Origin of the sequence: Streptomyces griseofuscus (genome assembly GCF_014673495.1) — a bacterium.
Taxonomy (GTDB): Bacteria; Actinomycetota; Actinomycetes; order Streptomycetales; family Streptomycetaceae; genus Streptomyces; species Streptomyces murinus.
Map to the genome: position 1 here is coordinate 356,171 of NZ_CP051006.1, position 21,020 is coordinate 377,190.

At 70.4% G+C, this 21,020-nt stretch carries 17 protein-coding genes and 1 pseudogene; 4 read left to right on the forward strand and 14 right to left on the reverse strand.

Annotation, left to right across the window (positions count from 1 at the left end):
* Positions 1-113: 113 nt before the first annotated feature.
* Positions 114-385: pseudogene (locus HEP81_RS41140) on the forward strand (transposase); the annotation flags it as partial.
* 54 nt (positions 386-439) lie between these two features.
* On the opposite strand, the gene HEP81_RS01720 reads toward HEP81_RS41140, so the two are convergent.
* Positions 440-844, reverse strand: coding sequence for a nuclear transport factor 2-like protein (locus HEP81_RS01720; RefSeq protein ID WP_037652204.1), 405 nt, complete (start codon positions 842-844; stop codon positions 440-442).
* Positions 845-1,007: 163 nt separating this feature from the next.
* Between HEP81_RS01720 and HEP81_RS01725 the strand changes: the two genes are divergently transcribed.
* A complete protein-coding gene (locus HEP81_RS01725) occupies positions 1,008-1,568 on the forward strand; it encodes a DUF4232 domain-containing protein (RefSeq protein ID WP_063755199.1) in 561 nt (186 codons plus the stop codon).
* Here the strand turns inward: HEP81_RS01725 and HEP81_RS01730 are convergent.
* The 8 genes from HEP81_RS01730 to HEP81_RS01765 all read right to left on the reverse strand — a co-directional run bounded on the left by HEP81_RS01730 (position 1,532) and on the right by HEP81_RS01765 (position 9,072).
* Positions 1,532-2,200 (reverse strand): response regulator, encoded by a 669-nt coding sequence (locus tag HEP81_RS01730; protein ID WP_037652202.1) that lies wholly within the window; start codon positions 2,198-2,200, stop codon positions 1,532-1,534. The two genes, HEP81_RS01725 and HEP81_RS01730, sit on opposite strands and share 37 nt — an antisense overlap.
* Complete coding sequence (locus HEP81_RS01735; RefSeq protein WP_037652345.1) at positions 2,197-3,498, reverse strand: sensor histidine kinase; 1,302 nt, start codon at positions 3,496-3,498, stop codon at positions 2,197-2,199. Before HEP81_RS01735 ends, HEP81_RS01730 begins: the two co-directional genes overlap by 4 nt.
* Positions 3,499-3,526: 28 nt before the next feature.
* The gene (locus tag HEP81_RS01740; RefSeq protein WP_037652201.1) at positions 3,527-4,366 is read right to left on the reverse strand and encodes an ABC transporter permease; all 840 of its coding nucleotides are present in this window, start codon (positions 4,364-4,366) and stop codon (positions 3,527-3,529) included.
* Entirely contained in the window at positions 4,363-5,307 is a 945-nt protein-coding gene (locus tag HEP81_RS01745; RefSeq protein ID WP_037652198.1) for an ABC transporter ATP-binding protein, read from the reverse strand. The genes HEP81_RS01740 and HEP81_RS01745 overlap by 4 nt, the downstream gene beginning before the upstream one ends.
* A 156-nt stretch (positions 5,308-5,463) precedes the next feature.
* Positions 5,464-5,760, reverse strand: coding sequence for a hypothetical protein (locus HEP81_RS01750; RefSeq protein WP_037652196.1), 297 nt, complete (start codon positions 5,758-5,760; stop codon positions 5,464-5,466).
* An 86-nt stretch (positions 5,761-5,846) separates the two neighbouring features.
* Positions 5,847-7,121, reverse strand: a complete 1,275-nt coding sequence (locus HEP81_RS01755; RefSeq protein WP_037652195.1) for a COG4705 family protein — start codon at positions 7,119-7,121, stop codon at positions 5,847-5,849.
* Between the two features lie 29 nt (positions 7,122-7,150).
* Positions 7,151-8,428, reverse strand: coding sequence for a sensor histidine kinase (locus HEP81_RS01760; RefSeq protein WP_037652193.1), 1,278 nt, complete (start codon positions 8,426-8,428; stop codon positions 7,151-7,153).
* Positions 8,419-9,072: a response regulator transcription factor gene (locus HEP81_RS01765; protein ID WP_037652190.1), complete on the reverse strand. Its 654-nt coding sequence runs from the start codon at positions 9,070-9,072 to the stop codon at positions 8,419-8,421. The genes HEP81_RS01760 and HEP81_RS01765 overlap by 10 nt, the downstream gene beginning before the upstream one ends.
* Before the next feature lie 653 nt (positions 9,073-9,725).
* On the opposite strand from HEP81_RS01765, the gene HEP81_RS01770 reads away from it, so the two are divergent.
* Together HEP81_RS01770 and HEP81_RS01775 are read left to right on the forward strand one after the other, a co-directional pair.
* Positions 9,726-10,154 (forward strand): BlaI/MecI/CopY family transcriptional regulator, encoded by a 429-nt coding sequence (locus HEP81_RS01770; RefSeq protein WP_106979843.1) that lies wholly within the window; start codon positions 9,726-9,728, stop codon positions 10,152-10,154.
* Between the two features lie 4 nt (positions 10,155-10,158).
* On the forward strand, positions 10,159-11,181 hold the full coding sequence (locus HEP81_RS01775) for a M56 family metallopeptidase (RefSeq protein WP_078967176.1): 1,023 nt from the start codon (positions 10,159-10,161) through the stop codon (positions 11,179-11,181).
* Between the two features lie 1,208 nt (positions 11,182-12,389).
* Here HEP81_RS01775 and HEP81_RS01780 read toward each other — a convergent pair.
* From HEP81_RS01780 to HEP81_RS01800, 5 genes are all read right to left on the reverse strand, one after another.
* Positions 12,390-14,612 (reverse strand): transglycosylase domain-containing protein, encoded by a 2,223-nt coding sequence (locus HEP81_RS01780; RefSeq protein WP_051849921.1) that lies wholly within the window; start codon positions 14,610-14,612, stop codon positions 12,390-12,392.
* 459 nt (positions 14,613-15,071) lie between these two features.
* On the reverse strand, positions 15,072-16,358 hold the full coding sequence (locus HEP81_RS01785) for an MFS transporter (RefSeq protein WP_037652188.1): 1,287 nt from the start codon (positions 16,356-16,358) through the stop codon (positions 15,072-15,074).
* A gap of 14 nt (positions 16,359-16,372) precedes the next feature.
* Positions 16,373-17,581 carry a type III PLP-dependent enzyme gene (locus HEP81_RS01790; RefSeq protein WP_037652186.1) on the reverse strand — a complete coding sequence of 403 codons (1,209 nt, stop codon included), beginning with the start codon at positions 17,579-17,581 and terminating at the stop codon, positions 16,373-16,375.
* Positions 17,578-19,287 (reverse strand): IucA/IucC family protein, encoded by a 1,710-nt coding sequence (locus HEP81_RS01795; protein ID WP_037652184.1) that lies wholly within the window; start codon positions 19,285-19,287, stop codon positions 17,578-17,580. The genes HEP81_RS01790 and HEP81_RS01795 overlap by 4 nt, the downstream gene beginning before the upstream one ends.
* A gap of 37 nt (positions 19,288-19,324) precedes the next feature.
* Positions 19,325-20,770, reverse strand: coding sequence for an IucA/IucC family protein (locus tag HEP81_RS01800; RefSeq protein WP_243279258.1), 1,446 nt, complete (start codon positions 20,768-20,770; stop codon positions 19,325-19,327).
* Between the last annotated feature and the right edge of the window lie 250 nt (positions 20,771-21,020).

Consider the following 21,020-nt stretch of genomic DNA (forward strand, 5'->3'; position numbering starts at 1 on the left):
GGCAGGGCCACGCCGGCCTCGGTCCAGTCCCGCAGCCGACGCCATGCGGTCCCCTGGGTGTGACCGAGATACGCATCTAACAACTCCTGACATCGTCCTGCACACCGGGATCGCCGCTCCTCCAAGCCGTGCCGTCCGTGCGCGGCAAGCGCGGTCGGCACGGGCGCCGCCCAGACGGATGCTGGCCGACCGCGGATACGACAACGACAGGTACCGCCGACTGGTCCGGGACCTCGGCGTGAAACCGCTGATAAACCGCCGCGGCATCGATCACGGTTCCGGACTCGGCACCCAACGCTGGGTCGTGGAGCGCGCGTTCGCTCACCTGCACTGGTTCCGTCGCCTGCGGATCCGCTGGGAGATCCGCGACGACATCAGTCCCTAGAACTTCAACAAAGTGACAGGCTGATCAGTCGGCTGACCCGAACGAGGCCAGGAATCAGGTTCCAGCGATCGTTCGGCCTGGCATCGGCTCTGCGAGCGCGGCTCGCCAGGGCGGCGCTCCGAAGGGGTCGGCGAAGTACTGTGTTTCGTGCACCACGTGCTGATCAGCGAATTCCATGATGCTCACCGAGTACGAAGGCACACCGTCGTAGGTGATCACGCACTCGCTCACCCACAGATTGGCGTGGCCGGTGATCCGCTGGACGGTGAAGTGTCGGTCGGCCGGGTGTCCGCCGCGTTGCGCCGAAATCGTCGCGCGGCCCCGGAACCGCTCACCTGACTGCGGGTAGTCCAGGATCGCGTCCGTGGCGTAGATGGCGTGCTCGACATCGGTGTTCCCGCGTTCCGAGGCCCGCCAATGCTCCTCGATCGCGGCCCTGGTCCGGGAGTCCTCATCCATGGCACCGCCCTTCCGTAGCGGTGACAGCCTAGGCGCCCCGGGCCACAGCCGGCCCCCGGTCGGGCGGACATGGGCCGCCAAGTCCTCCCTTTGGGCGGATCCCAGGCGACAGCCGTCCACCGTGGCAACGGCTTCGAGAGATCGTCACCCGGCTCACTCCAGGGTGTCGCGCAGGCGTCCACCGCAGCGCATCCGGTCGGCTCCGGCGCGCCGTCCCGCCAACCTCAAGACGAAGATCACGCAGGACGCCGCCAGCTCCGGGCACCGCCACTACCGCGTCACGCTGGCCGCCGCCCCCAGGACCAGCGCCTGCCAGCTGGGCGGCTCGCCCCGCGATGTGAAGTTCTACGACAACAGCTCCCTGAAGGGTGTCACCGCGAAGCCCTACGGCTCGCAGGGCACCAAGGTGACCTTCGGCCCCGGCCACCCCGTCCACTTCGACATCCAGGTTCCCAGCACCACCAAGGGCGCGAAGGCCAACCGGGTCGTCTTCACCCTCAGGACCCCCGCCAGCGGGATCATCCCGGGTGACCAGGAGTCCGACGGCAAGCTGTCCGCGCAGGGCATACGTCCGCGCCGCCCCCGACGTGGGGTCGCCCGGACAACGCGAGCCGCCGGGGAAGAGCTCGCCATGACGGCGGTTGTCGCCGCTGTGACGTGTCGAAGCAAGCAGCCTCACTTCTCCCGTCAGCCGGCACCGGGGCGGGCGATTCCCTGGTCGTAGGCGAAGATCACGGCCTGGACGCGGTCGCGGGCACCGATCTTGGCCAGGACGCGGCCGACGTGCGTCTTCACGGTGGACTCCGTCACGACGAAGCGGGCGGCGATCTCGCCGTTGGTCCACCCCTTGCCGATGGCGACGAGGATCTCGCGCTCGCGTTCGGTGAGGGCGGCCAGTCGCGGGTCCTTGCCGGGGTCACCCCTCTTGAGGGGCACGTGCCGGGCGTACTCGTCCAGGATGCGACGGGTGAGGGCCGGCGCGATCACCGCGTCACCGCCGGCGACCGCACGGATCCCGGCGAGGAGTTCCTCGGGGCGCGCGTCCTTGAGAAGGAAGCCGCTGGCTCCGGCCCGCAGGGCAGCGTGCACATACTCGTCGACGTCGAACGTGGTCAGCACGAGGACACGGGAACGCCCCCCGGCCTCGGTGATCCGGCGGGTGGCCTCGATGCCGTCCATGCCGGGCATCCGTACGTCCATCAGAACGACGTCTGGGCGCAGTTCGGCGGTCTTGCGCACGGCCTCGGTGCCGTTCGCCGCCTCGCCGATCACCTGCGTCTCGGGAATGGAGTCGAGCAACACCCGGAAGCCGTAACGCTGGAGTTGCTGGTCGTCGACGACGAGCACCGTGGTCACCGGGTACCCGCCTGGGAAGTCAGGTCAAGGACTGCCTCCACGGCCCATCCCCCGTCGACCGCGGGTCCGGCACTCACGGTCCCTCCGTACAGCGCCGCACGTTCGTGCATGCCCACCAGTCCGTGTCCTTCCTCATTCCATGGTCCGGGGTCTCCGGCCGGCCCATTGTCGCGGATCCGGATGACGAGCCGTTCGTCCTCGACGACGACCGAGAGATTGACCCGGGTGCCGGCGCCGGCGTGCTTCAGGGTGTTGGTCAGGGCTTCCTGGATGATGCGGTAGACCGTGAGCTGCACGCCCCGGTCCAGGGCGTCCACCTCGCCGACGGTCCGGTAGACGATCTCCAGTCCCGCGGTGCGTACGCCGTCGCACAGTGTCCCGATGTCCGCGAGGCCGGGCTGCGGGCTGAGTTCGGGTGTCTGTCGGGCGCCGTCCGACGCTTCGCGCAGGACGCCGAGCACCCGCCGCAGTTCACCGAGGGCCGTCCGGCCCGTGTCGCCGATGAGTCGCAGGGCCTCCTTGCCACGTTCAGGAGCGGTGTCGGTGGCGTACGCGCCGGCGTCGGCGAGGGTGATGATGACGGACAGGTTGTGGCCGACGATGTCATGCATCTCGCGGGCCACCCGGGCGCGTTCGGTGGCGGTCGCGAGTCTGATGCGCTGGTCACGTTCCGTCTCCAGCCGCGCCGCCCGCTCCCGCAGCCCCGCGAGCTGCGCCCGCCGGGTCCGCACCGTGAGACCGACCGCCAGGGCCGCGGTCGCCGTGCTCAGCAGGAAGAACAGGGCGTCCCAGACGGACACGGCCGGCGACACACGTACCGCGACCAGTACCATTCCCGCCGCCATCACCGCGCCGGCCCACGGCAGCCGCCGCAGTTGCCCGTGCAGGGCCAGGCTGTACAGGGCGACGAACAGGGCGACGTCCGCGCGCAGCGCGGCCCCCAAAGACCACTGCAGGACGAAGACGGCGGCGATGGCGACGAAGGCCGCCATGGGCCGGCGCCGCCGCCACAGCAGCGGCAGGACCAGACCCGCCTGGAGGGCCAGCACGGCCGCCGGGGGAAGCTGGGTGAAGGCGAACCGGAACCTGTGCCGGCCGTCGCCGTCCCCGTCCCCCGCGCCGCCGTGGTGGAGCAGGTCCGGCAGGCAGAAGATGAGGAAGACCAGCGCCGCCACCGCAGTGTCGAGCACCCACGGATGAGCGCGGTCCGCCTGCCGCAGCCGCTGGCCGGCCCGGACGAGCCGGGCGGCCGGCGGTCCCGCCGCGCCGGTGTCCCCGGCCGAGAAGGTCGTCGTCAAGGTGGTCACCTGACCATGGTGCAGGTCCTCAGACGTCGCGGCGCACCAGCCGGTACGCCGCCCCCGCCAGTGCGAGCACCGTCCAGCTGAGGAAGACCAGGAGCCCGGCGCCCGGCGCCAGCGTGGTCGAGTCGTGGGTCAGGGCGAACATCGACTCGCCCGCGTTGCTCGGCAGGTAGGGGCCGATGTTCTCCTGCCAGGAGCTGGGCAGCAGGGAGATCAGCCCGGGGACCAGCATCAGGGAGGCGACCAGTACCGAGATCCCGCCGGCCACCGACCGCAGCAGCGCACCCAGGGCGGTGCCGATCACGCCGACCAGACCGAGGTAGAGGCCCGCGCCCAGCAGGCTGCGGACGACTCCCGGGTGCGTCATACCCATCGCGGCGGGGGTGCCGGAGACGATGCCGCTGCCGAACCCGAAGGCGACGAACGCGCCGATGGTGCCGACGACCAGCGCGACAAGCCCGAACACGGCCGCCTTCGACCACAGCACCGGCAGCCGGCGCGGCACGGCCGCGAGCGTGGAGCGGATCATGCCGGTGGAGTACTCCCCCGCCGTGACCAGCACGCCGAGCACACCGAGGGCCAGCTGGGCGAAATTGGTACCGAAGAGGGACAGGCTGACGGCCGTCGCGGTGGCGAAGTCCCGGTCCCGGTGCGGGGAGCCGATGCCGGACGTGTAGTGGTTCGCGGCGATCAGTCCGAAGGCGACGAGGAAGAGCAGGCCGAGGCCCAGGGTGATCCAGGTCGAGCGCAGCGACCACAGCTTGGCCCACTCCGAGGCCAGCACACGCCGTCCTGTCACTCGGTAGGCGGGGCGAGCCGGGGCGGCCGGGGACGTCTCGACGGTCGCGGTAAGCGTGCTCATGCCGTCCTCCCGACGGTCTCAAGGGTCTCGACGGCAGCTGAGCCGTGGTACTCCACGGCATCCCTGGTCAGGTTCATGAACGCCTCCTCCAACGACACGGTCCGCGCCGTCAGTTCGAACAGGGCGATCCCGTGCTCGGCCGCCTTCAGACCGATCTCCCGGGCACTCACCCCGGTCACCTGAAGCTCCTCGGAGCCGGCCCGGCCCGTGATCTCGACCCCGGGAGCGGCCAGTGCCTCCCGCAGTCGTGCCGGCTCCTGGGTGGCCACCTGCACCGTGTCGCCGCCCGCCTCCCGGACCAGGTCTCCCACCGTGGTGTCGGCCAGCAGTCGCCCGCGCCCCACGATGATGAGGTGGTCCGCGACCAGCGCCATCTCACTCATCAGGTGAGACGACACGAACACGGTCCGTCCGTCGTCGGCCAGCGCCTTCAGCAGGTTGCGGATCCAGAGCACGCCCTCCGGGTCGAGCCCGTTGACCGGCTCGTCCAGCATCACCGTCTGCGGATCGCCCAGCAGGGCGGCCGCGATGCCGAGCCGCTGCCCCATGCCGAGGGAGAAGGCGCCGGCGCGCTTCTTCGCCACGCTGCCCAGCCCCGCCATTTCGACGACCTCGTCGACCCGGCGCCGCGGAATCCCGTGCGTCAGCGCGAGCGCCAGCAGATGACTGTAGGCCGAGCGGCCCGGATGGATCGACTTGGCCTCCAGAAGCGCCCCCACCTCCTGCAGCGGCGCCTGGTGGCGGGCGTAGCGGCTTCCGTTCACCGTGACGGAGCCGCTGGTCGGGGCGTCGAGTCCGACGATCATGCGCATGGTCGTGGACTTCCCCGCGCCGTTGGGCCCCAGGAAGCCCGTCACCGTGCCCGGCTTCACGGCGAAGTCCAGCCCGTCGACGGCCGTCTTCTCCCCGTACCGCTTGGTCAGCTGCTGTGCGTCGATCATGCGCGCCTCTCCCTGTCGGAACCGGCGCCCGTCTACCGCCCTTGACGCCTCACCGACCACGCTAGGAGGCGAAACACCCCGATCCGGTGGTACCGCGGGACCGATCCACGTCCGCGGGGTCGTACCGCAGTACTACGCTCCACCGCACCCTCGGTCTCACACGTCCGCGACGACCGGCCCCTCACCCTCGTTCACCAATGGGCGAACAGCTCTTGGCGACCGGCTCCGTGAGGAAGTCACCCGCTGTGGCACCGGGCGGGCGCGTGAGGACGACGCGATCCGGAACAGCAGGGCGGTGCCGAGAGCGAAGGCGAGCAGGACGGCGAGCCAGTAAAAGGACGCGCGGCCCATGGTGTCGACGCTGTGGATGGACGGAGTGCGCTCGCGGTCCTCGCGCGCCATGTTCCAGCGCAACCGGCGCGGCTCGGGCGGCACCTGGTCCCGGGTCGGCACGTCGACGGCCCTTGCACCACGGATGCGGTGCCCCGGGAGAGAGTGAGCGGCGGCGGCCTCGGGGGAGCCGCCGCCGATCAGCTCCGTCAGCGCATATCGGTGAGAAGGGTGCGGAGTTCGGCTTCCTGTCGCGTCGGCGACATCGGCGGGTTCGGGTGGTCGATGCCGAAGGTCTTCAGGACCTGGTCCATCTGGGCGTCGAGGAATGTCCAGCCGGTGTTGTCCAGCGGCTGGAGCGTGGCCTGGTCGGCGTCCCAGAGGTCGCGCAGCGACTGCGCGGCCGCGTGAGCCCCGCCCGCGTTCCCCGCCCGCGCATCCTTGAGCGAGGTCGATGCCAGTGCCTTCAGCGCGTCGACCTTCGAGGCCGGAAACTTCTTCACGGCCTGGCCAGGAGCGAGATGAACGGTGGAGGTGGCGTCGGTCTCCGGGGCCGGACCGACGTGCGGCTGGCTGTGAGCCCAGACCAGCAGGCCCCCGGTGGCGACGGCGAGGAGGCCGAAGCCCGCCAGCGCGATGCGCTCCCTGCGCGGGTTGGCGGCGGCCGACGGGGTGTGCGTGGTCTCGTAGGTGCCGGTCACGTCGGAGCGCGTCACCGTCAGGTAGACGACAGTCGCCAGTATCAGCCCGAGGAAGATCAGGCTGGTGGTGAAGGTGCCCAGCGCAAGGCCGGTCGGCTCGCCCGGCTGAGCGACCTTCGGGGAGGCGAGCCAGTCGCCGATGTTCGCGCCCAGCGGTCGGGTCAGGATGTAGGCGAGCCAGAAGGACAGCACCGGGTTCGCGCCGAACCTCCACAGCAGCGTGATCGCCGCGATGAGGCCGAGCGGGAGCAGGACCGAGGCTCCCGGGCTCCAGCCGGTGAGCTCGAGGGTCCAGTCGCCGGTCGCGGTGCCGAGCGCGAAGGTGACGAGAACGGTGAGCCAGTAGAACGACTCGCGCGAGGGCGTCGTCACCGAGTGGATCGAGAGGGTGCGCTCGCGCAGCCACCACGCGCCGAAGACCACGGCGAGCAGAACCGAGAACACGGCGGAGCTGATCCACAGCGGCACGTTGAGCTGGTCGGTCAGGATGTCGGTGTACAGCGTGCCCGTGACACTGACGACGACCACGGTCAGCCAGTAAGGGAACGGGACGTACCGCTTCAGCCGCAGCTGGATGCCCAGAACCACCACGAACACCGCGGTGAAGATCCAGGCCGTGTTCACCAGGCCGACGCCAAGCTTCATGTTGATCCAGTCGGCGAAACTCTCACCGACGGTCGTACACAGGACCTTGATCACCCAGAACCAGATGGTGACCTCGGGAACCTTGTTCAGCATCAGCCGCCCACCGCGGCGCGTGCGGGTCTCGCCTGTCATTGTCATGCGACGAGGTTGGCTCGGCCAACCTGCACTCAACCTGACTGCGCGAGCGCCCCCGGCGATGGGAAGGTCACCTCGACGCGACCGTGACCACCCGCGATCGCACGGACCGCCACTCCCGCGGACGCGGCGAGACGCTTTACCACGGCCAGCCCCAACCCGTGCCCGTTGCCGCTGGTCACGCCCGCTTCGAAGACCCGGTCGACCTCGGCCGGATCGAACCCCGGGCCATCGTCGAGGACATCGGTCACGACCCCTTGGGGCTGGACGCTCGCCGTGACCCAGACCCGCGAATTCGCATGCCGCAGGCCGTTCTCCAGCAGGGGTGACAAGACAGCCACGACGACCTCGGTCGCCACGGCGACGTCGACGTTCGTTGGGATGGCGAGTTCGATGGAGCGACCAGCGATCGCCTGGCGCGCCGCCGCCCTGAGATCGCAACGGGTACCGCCATCGATCCGTGTCCGGGCGGAACTCAGAATCGTCGTGATCGCCGTGTTCAGACGGTCGACCTCGGTCAGAACAGTCTGCGGTGCCAGAGGATGACCGGAAAGTTGCGCCAACTGCGCCTCGCCCCGCAGGGCCGTCAAAGGCGTCCGCAATTCGTGGGCGATCTCGTCGGTGAGCCGGCGTTCGTCCGCGAGCGCGTTGTCCACGCGGTCAAGCAGACGATCGAGGGTTCGCCCGAGCTCCCCGAATTCATCGCGAGGAACGCCCAGGTCGAATCGGCGCCCGGGTTCGTGTTCGCCCCAGTCGTCGGCGAGTGCGGCCATTTCATGGACCACTCCCAACGCACGACCCACCACGACGTGGGCGACGACGCCTGCGAGCAGGATCGAGATGCCGCCCAGCACGAGCGACATCGTCAGGCTGCGCTGCTCCGATGTCTCGTACGGCGTCAGATCCACCCTCACGACCGCCATGACGTGGTGGCCTTCGAGCCGGATCGGCTGGGCATACAGAAGGTGGCTGCCGACCGTGGTGGTCTGGGACCGCCCGGAGGCGACGAGCGCATGGACGCGGTCAAGGACGCCGCCCGGCACGATCCCGTCGATGAGGTGCCCATCGGCATACACCCACGAGACCGTGTCCAGCGCTTCGTTGCCGCTCTCGATCAGCACGACGTGGCCATCGCGTACGGCCACGTTCGCCGCCACCGCCTCTGCGCGTGTACGCGCCAGAGCGTTCGCGTCGGCGTCGGTCACCTGGCTCAGCAACACGTGTGAGACCACCACCAGCACTGCGACCACCGCGGTCGCGATCAGAGCCGCGAGCGCGACGACCCTTCCACGGAAGCCGGTCACTCCCATCGATAGCCCACCCCACGGACCGTCGCCAGGCGATCGGCCACGCCCAGCACACCGAGTTTGGTCCGGAGCCGGCGCACGAAGGAGTCAAGGGTGTTGTCGCTGACCTGCGCGCCGTGCGGCCAACCGGCGGCGACGAGGGCGTGGCGGCGTACAGCGTCGCCCTGCGAGGCGATGAGTCTGCCCAACAACCGAAACTCGGTCGGCGTCAGGCTCTCGCTTGTCGAACCGTAGACCACGACATGTTTCGCCGGATCGAGGACGACGCCCGTCGGTGGACTTGTCGCGGTTGTTCTGCGCAGGAGGGCGCGGACCCTCACCAGCAACTCCGGGATGTCGAACGGTTTCGTCATGTAGTCGTCGGCTCCCGCCTCGAAGCCGCCCACCTTGTGATGCATGCCATCAAGAGCGGTGAGCATCAGCACCGGGGCGTCGACCCCACGCGCGCGCAGCGCCAAGCAGACATCGCGGCCGTCGGCGTCCGGGAGCCCCAGGTCCAGGACGACCAGGTGAGGGACCGGCTCGAGTTGCCGCAGCAGGTCCTCCGCCGTAGCGGCGACTGCGATTTTATGGCCGTCGTGCTCGAGTGCACGCTTGAGGACGTCACGGACGGCTGCGTCATCCTCACACACCACAATAAAAGCCACGCGTAGACCCTAGGTACTCCAGCGAAACTTCTCCATCCTCCCTGGTCAGCGCAGTCCGCGAGGCCCGCAGCGGCTTCCGCTCCCGGTGTGGCTGGGCTGTGCCCGCCCCCGGCGGGGCTTCGGGCTCGACCGCTTCACCCTGCCCTCAGGCTCGGCGTCGGCGACGATCAGTGAAGTGAAATTCATGCACCAGAAGTGACAGTGTGGGCGGATGGCAGCCGAGGGCCGACCGGCTGGGGCTTGGTGGGGCGGCTTTGCCACCGGTGAGCAGCTGCTCCGGCTCGGTGGCGCGGGAGAAGCGAAGGACGGTGTTGAGGCCGCCCTCGACACCGCAGCCGGCGACCTCTCCGCGACCGCCGGACGGCTACCTGGGCTCGGTCGTCCTCTTCGCCGCGGCGATCCGCGCTCCCGCACTCGCCCACCGTTTCGGCGTCCTGGCCGCCGTGCCTGCCTTCTGGACGGCGTACGTCACGTCACCACCCGTCCCCTCGGCGCATCCCTCGCCGAGGGGACGCACGCGGCGGCCTCGGTCCGGTCGCCATCGCCTGCTTCGCGGGCTACCTGGCGGTTTCGCGCAAGGACACGTCCTACGGCAAGTAGGAGGTGGGCGGGTAGCCTGTGGGCAACGACGGCGAGGGAAGGCGGATGGCGAGGTGGCGGGCCAGGGAGGAGAGGAAGCCCACGAGGCATCCGGCAGGCGGGCACGCGGCGAACTGGAGAGCGATGTGCTCGCCGCGCTCTGGGCGGCCGACGGGCCGCTGACCGCGCGGGACGTCCGCGGGCGGCTGCGAGGCGACCTCGCCTACACGACCGTGCTGACCATCCTGTCGCGGCTGTATGACAAGGGCATGCTCGCACGGCACCGCGAGGGCCGTGGCTACGCCTACGAACCGGTCCGCGACGAGGCGTCGCACACCGCCCAGCGCATGCACTCCCTGCTGAAGGGTGGCTCGGACCGTGAGGCGGTGCTGGCGCGCTTCGTCTCGGAACTGTCCGAACAGGACGAGCGATTGCTGCACCAGTTGCTCTCTGGGCATGACGGCATACTGCCCGACAACCGACGCTCACCCGGGGAGCGTTGAGCCGGTGCTGATCAGCGTCTACATCCCGTTCCTCGTCACGGTGACACTCGCCGTGCTCGCTCCCCCGGTGGCGCGCCGGCTGCCCCCGCGCCCAGCCGCGCCGGCGCTGGCCTGTGCCGCGCTGGTGACGGCGGCAGGCTGGGCGGGATCACTCGCCCTGCTGGCTTTCACCGAAGTGGCGCAGATCCCCCAGGTCGCCGAGGAGGGCCGCTGGTCCGTGTCCGCACTGCGCTCCCAGGACCCCGTCTACGCCCTGGTCGCGGCCGTCAGCACCCTGGTACTCGCCGTCTGCCTCATCTCCCTCGGCGTGGCCGCCGTCCGGCAGGGCCACCACCTGCTCCGGGCCCGACGGGAGTGTGCCGAACTGCCCGGGCACACGGAGCTGGCCGTACTTGATGACGAGGTGCCGGTGGCCTTCGCACTGCCCGGGACACCGGGCCGGATCGTCGTCTCCCGCGGGATGCTGCGCTGCCTCGGTGACCGCGAGCGCGAGGCGCTGCTCGCCCACGAGCGGGCGCATCTGCGCGGGCGTCACCACGTCTTCCAGAGCGTGTGGCGGCTCACGTCCGCTCTGAACCCGTTGCTGCGGCCGGTGGCTGTCGCGGGCGACTTCGTCCTGGAGCGCTGGGCGGACGAGGAGGCCGCCGAGCGGGTCGGTGACCGTACGGTCGTCGCTCACGCCGTGGGCCGCGCCGCTCTGGCATCCGCCGGTGTGTCCGGTCCCGCCGCCCTGGCCGCGACCGGCGGGCTGGTGCCCCAGCGGGTACGGGCCCTGCTGGCCCCGCCGCCCGCCCGCCGGAGCCTGCCCTTGCTGGCGGGCGGCCTGCTGCTGGCGGTCTGCTGCGCGAGCCTGGCAAACGCCGCCTCGGAGAGCGACCGGATGCTGGACAGCGCGCAGTGGGCACTGTGCACGGCACACGCCGGCACCACCGCCGCGCCGACCAACCGCGACGATGACCCCGGGCACGGACCGCGCGGCCGCTGTGCCGACCCCGGCCGTCCGGAGCGTGGAGAGCGGCACCTCTGACCTGTGCCGGTACCGCGACGAGGCTCTCGTGGAGCAGTTGCGCGCGGGCGGCATCGAGCACGACCTGGAAAATGCTGGTCTGGCGGCCTGGATACGCGACCCGGCGGACCTCGGCCCGGTGCCGGCGAGCCTCCTCCACGGACCGCGGCCGGGCCCAGCGCGCGGTGGGACTCGGCCTGCACCGCCTGGCTCCCGGAACGGTAACCGCCATCGCCGCCAGAGCCCGGCAAGAGCCCACGCCGCACGTACAGCCGGCGGTGAGGCGCTTCTCCGGCCAACGACGGAACGCGCTGACGGCCGTCACCGTGGCGGCCACGGCCTGTCTGGGCGTCGCCGCCCCGGCCGGCCTGCGCCTACAACGAGACGCCCGCCCGCTTCACCGCCGTCGCCCGACACCTGGATGGAGACGGACGATGACCCCGGCTCCTCTCGCCCGTGCCACGACTCCCGCCTCGGCAGCGGCGGTGTCCGTGCTCGCGGCATCGCACGCGGCACCCGTGATCTCCGCGTTCGGGCCGCTGCGCGACGTGGCCATGCCGCGCCTGGCCGGCCGGATCACATCGCGCTCACCTTCGACGGCGGCCCCTACCACTTGTCCTGGCCCGCTCACCGGAGCCGGCCGAGGACATGGCCGCGGCCGGGCACGAGATCGCCGTCCACGGCTGGCACCACCGCCCACTGCTGCTCCGCGGTTCCCGCGCCGCCTACGACGACCTCGCACGACCCGCGACGCCGTGGCCGACACCACCGGCAGGCCAGCCGTCGATCCGTCGAGTACACCGTCCTGGCGGACCTGCCCGGTAGCGGCACCATCCTGCTGCACGATTCCGACCGCACTTCCGCCACCGGCTCCTGGCGTACCACCCCCGCTGCGCTGCCCCGCATCCTCGGCACCTGCCAGGAACGCGGCCGGCAGGTTGGCCCCCTGCGCGAACACGGCGTCCCCGGGGCCGGGGCCGGGCACAGTGTGGTGAGTCTGTCCAGCCAACAGGTCCGGCCCGTCGGTGGTGGTGTCGAGTAGCCGTTCGCGATCGAGACGGCGGTGGCCGTGGTCACGGCCCGCACCCTGGAGGACGCGGTGCCGTGTGCGGTGTGTGGGGTGCCGTCGGCGAAGGGGCAGGGGTGAGGCAGATACAGAGTCAGACCCGAGACCGTACAGACCCCTTCCCGCTGGCGAGTTGGGCAACGCCGAACCGCCATGGGTCCCCTCAGGGCCGACCGCGGGCGCTTGTCGGCGTCGGTGTACCTGCCGTCGGTGTCGGCGCGGGTGCGGTGTTGCCGCCGGTTGTGCCGCCGAGGAGGCCGCCGCCGGTACCGGCAGTGGTTCCGGCGGTGTCGGTCGGACTCGGACTGACACAGTGCTTCCCGTGCCCGTGGCACGGTTCGGTGGTGGGGGTCGGGGTGGCCGGCGCGGTCGGGGTGGCCGGGGGTGTGCTCTGGGCCGCGGTGGCGGAGGGGGTGGGCGAGGGCGCGCCGTATTCGTCCGTTCTCTGGCTCAGTTGCGGTGCGGGCGGGAACTGCTGCACGGGTTGTCCCCGAAGGGCGGCTGTCATATACCCGGTCCATACTTCGGTGGGCATGTCGGCGCCGAAGACCTTGGCATAACCGCCGACACCCTGCATCGACTGGAGGCCGGCGTTCTTCGGGTCCTCCTTGAACATGCTCACGGCCGTGGTCAGCTGCGGGGTGTAGCCGATGAACCAGGCCGACTTGTAGTCGTCGGTCGTACCCGTCTTGCCGGCCGCAGGGCGCCCCAGCGCCTGGGCGTTGGTACCGGTGCCGTGCTCGACGACGCCTCGCAGGACGTCGGTGACGGTGTCGGCGGTCGAGGCGGGCATGGCCGTGATGCCCTTGGGCTTGTCGAAGCCGGGCAGCTGCCGGCCGTCAGCGACAACCTTGGTGACCGAGTACGGCTCGTGCTGGACCCCACCATCGTCGAAGGTGGCGTACGCGTCGGCCATCCGGATGGCCGACGGTGTGGAGGTACCGATGTAGAAGCCAGGGGTGTCGTACTGCAAGGTCGTGCGCAGGAGCCCCGCCTTCAGGGCCTCCCCCTCCACGTTGTCGTAGCCGACGTACTCGCCGAGCTGGACATAGGGCGTGTTGACCGACTGCTCCATCGCCTTGCGCAGGGTGATGTAACCCCACCTCGTGGGAACGTCGTTGCGCTGGTGCAGGAGCCCCGTGGGGTCCTTAGCGTCCGGTAGTTCCTGGCCTTGCCGGTTCTTGATGGTGATGCCGTCGTCGCCGTCGAACTTCGAGTCCGGGGTGACCGGTGCGGCCGGCTGCCCGGGCGAGAAGACGGCGCCGTGGTCGAGGGCGGCGGCCAGGTCGACGGGTTTGAAGGTGGAGCCGACCGGCACGCCGGTTGCGTCCGCGTTGTCCGTCCAGTGCCCCTTGTTCCAGCCAGGCCCTCCGTACAGCGCGACGATCGCGCCGGTGGACGGATCGATCGACGCCGCGCCGACCTGGACGTCCTTGTCGGCCGAGCGGCGCTGCGGGTCGAGATGCTTGCGCTCCATCGCGGTGACGGACGTCGACAGGGCGCTGACCTTCTTCTTGTCGAAGGTGGTGTAGATCTGGTAGCCGCCCCGGCCAAGCTGCTGGTCCGTGAGAGACCCATGGGCCTCCGCGTACTTCTCTGCGGTCTGCACCAGGTAACCGGCCTGCCCGGCCATTCCCGCCGACGGCGTGTACGGCTTGGGCGTGGGGAACCCGGCCGCCAGGTACTGCTGTTCCTGGGCGTCGGTGAGCTTGTGGATCTTGACCATGCGGTCCAGTACGTACGTCCAGCGCGCCTTGGCCTTGGCCTTGGCCTGCGGGTCGGTGTCCGCGTGCATCAACAGGCTCGGCTCGTTGACCGTCGCGGCGATGAAGGCCCCCTGGCTGACGGTCAGCTGGGAGGCGTGCACATGGTAGTAGGTGCGGGCCGCGGCCTCGATGCCGTAGGCGTCCCGGCCGTAGTAACAGGTGTTGAGGTAGCCCTGGAGGACCTGCTGCTTGGACATCTGGCGGCCGATCTTCAGAGAGATCATGATCTCCCTGAGTTTGCGGGAGACCGACTGGTCCTGACTGAGGTAGGTGTTCTTCACGAACTGCTGGGTGATGGTGGACCCCGATTGGACCTCACCGCCCGTGGCCATGTGGTAAACGGCTCGGAGCATGCCCTGCGTATCGACGCCCGGATCGGAGTAGAAGGTGGCGTTCTCCGCGGCGAGGAAGTCCCACTGCACCAGCCTCGGCACCTGGGCGAGGTCGACGTTCTGCCGGTTGGTCGCCCCCTGCGTGGTCATCACCGAGCCGTCCGACCAGTAGAAGGTGTTGCTCTGCGCCTGGGTGTCGGGGTTCGCACCCGGAATGGTCGTCGTGGCGTAGGCGTAGCCGAACAAGCCCAGCAGACCGGCGACGAACAGCAGGAAGGTGCCCGACACCAGCTTCCACGACGGCAGCCACCGCCGAAGACCACGTCGGCCGGCCCGCGGGTAGTCCATCAGGCCGCGCCGACGGGACGGCGCAGCCCTGCGCGCCGCGGCCCGGCCGCCGTTGTGCGTACCGTCAGAGCCGGACGGTACGGTCCTCCCCGATGATCGGCGCCGGTGTTCACTCATTCTCGCCACTCCTCAGCCGAGGGCCCGGCCCCGTCGGCGCCGAGAGGGCCGCCCACGGAGTGCCCCCTCGGGGTCTGCCGGAGCGCGCTCACGCTCCCCGGTAACTCCTACATGTTGTAAGAGTAAGGTGCGCCCGCACTACCCGTGCAGCCGCCCCCTGGCGAGTGGGCAAAGCACTCCGGACACTTGCCGCATCCGACTTGACCTCGAAGGCCGCCGCTCCGGTCTCGGCATCTGCCTGCGGGCCCTCGGCCCGCACCGCTCGGGCGACGACCGAATGGGTCAGAGGCCGGGCTGCCGCTCTCCCTTCGACTGGGCTGAAGCAAAAGGTGAGCTGGTCACAGGTGCCGGTTCCGTGATGCGGAGACGCCGTCGGCTTTGGCTCGCGAACGAGACGGAGAGCGCGAGAGCGGTGATGAGCGATACGAAGCCGCCCAGCATCAGACTGGAACGGGAGCCGAAGGTATCCGACACCAGACCGACCAGCGGGGCGCCGACGGGGGTGCCGCCGAGGAGGACGAGGAAGTAGACGGACAGGACGCGGCCCCGCACATGTGGGTCGGCATGGAGCTGGATCAGCGCGTTGGCCGTGGTGGTCACGGTCACCGCGGCGCCTCCGGTGAAGAACAGCAGGATCAGGAACGAGCTGTAGCCCGGCATCAGGCCCTGCGCGACTTCCAGCGCGCCGAAGCCGATCGTGGTGGAGGTCAGACGGCGTGCGGTGGGGGGCTTGGGGTGGTTGGACCAGTAGATCGCTCCGAGGAGGCTGCCCAGAGCGTAGGCGGCGGAGAGGTAGCCGAAGGTGGCGGCGCCCGTGTGGAACACCGTGACGGCGACGAGCGAGATGGTGACCTGGAAGTTGAGGCCGAAGGTGCCGACGAAGGCGATGAGGCTGATCGGCAGGAGCAGTTCCGGGGTGGTGGCGATGTGACGGAGCGCGTCGCGCGCCCGGGTGGGGCCAGCTCGCGGGCGGGCGGGGGCGTCCGGTGCGTCGTTACGGATGGTGATCAGGCCGTAGAGGACGGCCAGGTACGAGGCGGCGTTCAGGAGGAACACCGGGCCGGTGCCGAAGGCTGCGACGGCCAGGCCGGCGAGGGCCGGGCCGACGCTGCGGGCCATATTGAATTGGGCGGCGTTCAAGCTGACCGCGCTGGCCGTGCGCTCGTGGGAGACGAGTTCGCAGATGTAGGCGTTGCGGGCGGGACCGTCCACGGCGGTGGCGGTGCCGAGGGCGAAGGCCAGGACGTAGACGGACAGCAGGTTCACCGTTCCGGTGACCGTGAGCAGTCCCAGGAGAAGTGACTGGGCGGCCATCGCCGTCTGGGTCAGGAGCAGGGTCCTTCGCTTGGAGTACCGGTCGGCCAGAACGCCTCCGGTCAGGCCGAGCAGGGTCTGCGGCAGGAACTGCAGCGCGGTCACGATGCCGACCGCGCTGCCGCTGTTGCCGGTGGTGTGGAGGACGAGGAGGTCCTGGGCGGCGCGCTGCATCCAGGTGCCGATGTTGGAGACCAGCTGTCCGAGGAGGTAGCGCCTGAAGTTCCGGACGGCGAGAGCATGCGTCACCGGCATGCGAAAGACGGCGCTCACGACGTCCGGCGGCCGGATGTGTCGCCTGTCACGGGCGCGCCGACGTCGTCGAGGTGATGGAAGGTGGGGTGGGGGTGCATGAGGAACGCGTGGTGGGAGATGTTCCATGCGTAGGCACCGGCCATGGCGAAGGCCACACGGTCGCCGACGCGCAGCCGTTCGGTCATGATCCGGCTTGCCAGTACGTCCTTGGGCGTGCACAGCTGTCCGACCAGCGTCACCGGCTCGTCGCGGACCTCCGGACGGTCCCAGGGGCGGAGCCAGGTGTCCTCGGGGATCACCTCGAAGGGATGGTCGTGCTGTTTCGCGGCCGGCGTGCGCAGGTGGTGGGTGCCTCCGCGCAGCACGGCGAACGCGTGCCCTCGGCTGAACTTGATGTCCAGGACCTCGGTGACGTACCAGCCGCAGTAGGCGGTGACCGAGCGGCCTGGTTCGATCCGGAGGGTGAGGTGGGGGTGGCGGGCGAGGACCCGGCGCAGTCCGGCGCCAAGGGCGGCCCAGTCGAACACTGCGGGCGGAGATGCGTAGTCGACGCCCATTCCGCCGCCGACATTGACTTCACGCAGGTCGATTCCGCGGTCACGGGCCCACTTCTCGGCCCAGGCAAGGATCTTGTCGACGAGCCGGAGGTGGGACTGGGCCTGGAGGCCGCTGGCGAGGTGGAGGTGGAGGCCGCGCAGTCGGACGCCCGGGGCTGACTCCATGACCTCGAGGCAGCGGTCCAGTCGTACGGGATCCATGCCGAACGGCCCGCCGCTCATGGCCAGGGCGACTCGGCCCACGTCGACGGGCAGGTTGACGCGCAGCAGTACCTCCACGGTCCGGTCGCCCAGCAGGGTGGTGAGCAGGCGGAGTTCGTGTTCGCTCTCGATGTGCAGGCGTTCCGCTCCTGCGTCCAGCGCGCGGGTCAGCTCCTGCTCCGTCTTGCCGGGGCCGCCGAAGGCGATCGGTGCGTCGGGGACGATGGCGCGGACGTGGTCCAGTTCACCGCCGGAGGCCACCTCGAAGCCGTGCACGTGTCCGGCGAGGGTTCGCAGGATCCCGGGGTCGGAGTTGGCTTTGGCCGCGTACAGCAGCTCTACGCGTTCCGGCAGTGCGGCCCGGATCGTACGCACGTGCTCACGCAGGTCCGCCAGGTCGTATACGTAGGCGGGCAGATCGTCGCCGGGCAGTGCGACGAACAGGTCGGACGCCCCGGGCCTCATCGGACCACCTCGCGGGGGAAGCCCCTGCCGAGTGGGCTGGGCACAGGCACGTAGGTCGCGTGGCGGTCCGCCTTGCGGGACCAGCGCAGCAGAAGGTTGGCCTTGGCCGGCAGCGGTACGCCGCACAACAGGGCGCGCAGGCGCGGCGGTTCGGCCGCGGTACGGGCATAGGCGGCGAGGTGGTCGCGGACCAGGCCCCAGAGGGCGGGTTCCAGCGTCGGATCGAGGTCGGCCAGGGCGCCGAGCATTTCGGCGGTGTGGTTGACCAGGAGGCAGTACGCGACCCGGTTCCAGCCCTGCTCGGGATCGTAGGTGAGGGCACCTCGCACATCGGCCGGGATGTCGGCGAGGGCCTGCCGGTGGCGGCCGGGCAGGAGCTTGGTGCCCTCCAGGTCACGGAAGAGCATCTGCGCGGGTGTGCCGTCGGTATCGACGCCGACGACGACGTTCTGCAGGTGGGGTTCCAGTACGACACCGTGTTCGAAGTAGGCGGCCAGCACCGGCGGCAGCAACAGCCGCAGGTACGCGTCCCACCAGGCCAGGACATCTCCGTCGCCGCGGGCGAGCAGTCGCGAGACATGGGCCGAGCCGGTCGGATACTCGTCCGCCACCGCGGCGGCGAGGAGGGGTGTCACCCCGGGACGCAGATGGTGGCGCAGACCGGAACGGACGACGACGCCGAAGCCCTCCAGGAGGGCGGTGTCGCCGGCCGTGTCGAGGGTCCGGTAGCCGGGCTCGGCCAGGAGCGCGCACCCCGGGAAGCGGCCGGCGAGTTCGGCGAAGACGGGCTGGAGCAGCCGTGTGAGGGCGACAGCGCCGGACAGTTCGTAGCCGGCGTGTTTGCGGACGCAGTTGGTGATGCGGACGTTGAGGCTGAACTTCAGGAACTCGTCGGTCTCGGGGGCGTACAGGGTCCGCACCGATGCGGTCGGCACCCACTCGGGGCCGCCCGTGCCGGTGTCCACGACATCTCCGGCGGCGACCGCCTCGCGCATTCGGTCGTGGTCCTTCAGCATCCGGTACTGCCAGGGGTGCACCGGAAGTACGGCGAACTCCGGGTCGACGCCCGGGTGCACCGTGTCCAGCGCGTGGGTCTCGCCCTCCTCACGCACGAGGTGGCGGCGTACGGCCAGATAGCGCAGACGGAAGCGGGCACCGGTCTCCGGGCCGAACACCAGCCAGTCCGCCGGGTCGCCGGTACGGGCCTTGGGGGTGGGGTGGAAGCGGTGGCCGAACACCAGGGACTGCTCCGAGGCCACGTACGGGTCCGCGTGCGGCTGGGCGCCCGCCCGCTCTTCCAGTACGACGCGGATCGTCTCCCGGCTGTCGGCGACCTGGCTCAGGAACTCCTCGTTGCCGAGCCCGGTGCGCTGTTCCAGCTCGTCCTGGACGAGGGCGGCCAGCTCGCGCCAGTCCACGCTCACCCAGGCGTCGCCGTCGAGCCGTTGCACCGAGCCCTGGAAGCGGTGCGCTCCGATCAGCGAGACTCGGCGCAGGGCCGTACGCAGGAGGAGATCACGGCGGGGCAGTCGTAGCAGGAGATGGTCGTCGACGACTGTCATCTGGTGCTCGGGGGCGGACACCTCGCGGATCAGGCAGTTGAGCAGTGTGTGGGTCGTGACGATGTCGGCTGTCCGCGACGGCTCCGTGGTCCGGGCGAGTACGGTGGTGGCGATGTCGGTGTGGGGGGCTGCGCTGGTGGTCATGTGGTCGCTCCAGTGGGACAGCGGTCGGTGCCGGCGGTCAGCGGCACAACGCCAAGGGGTTGGGAACGGACGTCCATTGCGCAGCGCCCGGGTTCTCGGCCAGTCGCATGGCGATGGTCGCCTTCAGCGGCACCGTGTCCGCGAAGAACGCTGCCGCGTCCCCCTGATCCGGCAGGCCGGCGAAAACGCTGCGCCCGACCTCGGCGACCGCGCCCCACAGCACCTGCGGGTCAGCCGCCCGGGCCCTGCTGAGGACGTCGACCAGTTCGCTGAAGACCCCGCTGATCAGGCCACCGAAGAGCTTGGTGTGCAAGGCGCCCACGTCGTCGGTAGCGCGGCTGCCGAGCAGCGGCGGCAACGTGAAGCCGTATCGGGCCAGGCGGTGCGGGCTGACCCGTACGCCGTCCAGGTCCCGGTACAGCACCCGCACCGGCCGCCCGTCTCGCAGGACGACCAGGGTGTTCTGACCGTGCGCCTCCAGTGCCACCCCCATGGACAGCAGCGTCAGGACCGGCGGCAGGACGAGCCCGGCCAGGTCCGCCAGCCAGCGCGTCGGGTCGCCCGACACCATGGCGGCTCCGGTCGCGTGGACGGCGGTGAGCGGCACCGCGATCTCCCCGGCGTCGAGGTGGCGTTCGGTCGATTCGCGGATCATGGCGGTGAGGCTCGCGGCGGGACGTCCGTCCACGCACACCGAGCCGCCGCCCAGCTCCCGCAGCACCCGCAGGCTGCCGCTGTGTCCGGCCTTGTCGACGACGGCCTCGACCAGGTCGGACAAGGGGGGCCCATCGGCGGCCTCGGCCGGAGAGATGGTGCGCCGGTAGTTGGTGACCTGAACGTCGAGCGAGGTCTTGATGTGGCATCCCGGCAGGACGCCCAGCGGTGCGAGGGTACGCAGCGACAGCAACGGGCGGGCCGGGATCGTCTCCTCCACGACGGCCAAGTCGGGGTGGTGCACGAGCACGTGGTCCCGCTGCCAGGGATGCATCGGCAGCAGGTACGCGTCGCCGTCCCGCAGTGTGCGCGGCCAGTCGCCGGCGCCCAGCCAGTGGTCGGCCGGAACCCGCAGCAGCGCAAGCCGGACGACCGGGTGGTGCTCGGGCGCGTAGGCGAGCACATCGGCGAGGGACATGCCGGTGCGCGTCCGGCAGCAGGGGTGCTGCGGGTGGCCGTCGACGACCGCCTGCTCAGCATCCGCCGAGTCGGCCGGAGGAACCCTGCGGCCCGTGTTAGCGGCCCTGGCCAGGGCCAGGTTGACGACGCTGTTGTCGAGCTCGGCCGCCAGCCGCTCCGCCGCGGGGGTACGCGGGCCGAGCTGCGCCAGCAGGTGGGCCGGTTCGCTGATCGGCCCGTCCGGCCCCGATACGGCGAAGTCCCGTGCGACTTCGGCGAACGGCCGGGCGTCGGCCTCGGCCGCCGTGAGTGAACCGCCGCCTTGCAGCTCGACGACCAATGATTCGGACTCACGGCGACGCGCGGTCACACCGGGCAACGGTTCTCGTGCGAAGGCGCCCCACAGGCGGCTCAGCACGGTGGCACGTGCTCCCGGGAGTGCGGTCGCGAAGGGCTCGGCCAGGTCAGGGCGGAGGAGACCTAGTTCGTCATGGGGCATGCGGTGTCCCTGGTTCTCGCGGTGGCGGTTGTCCGGTGGTGCTCTGGTGGCACCTGCCGCGCAACCGACGCTACGGGAAGACGATCAAGCGAATTGCCAGAGCAAAGACAGCAGGCTGCAT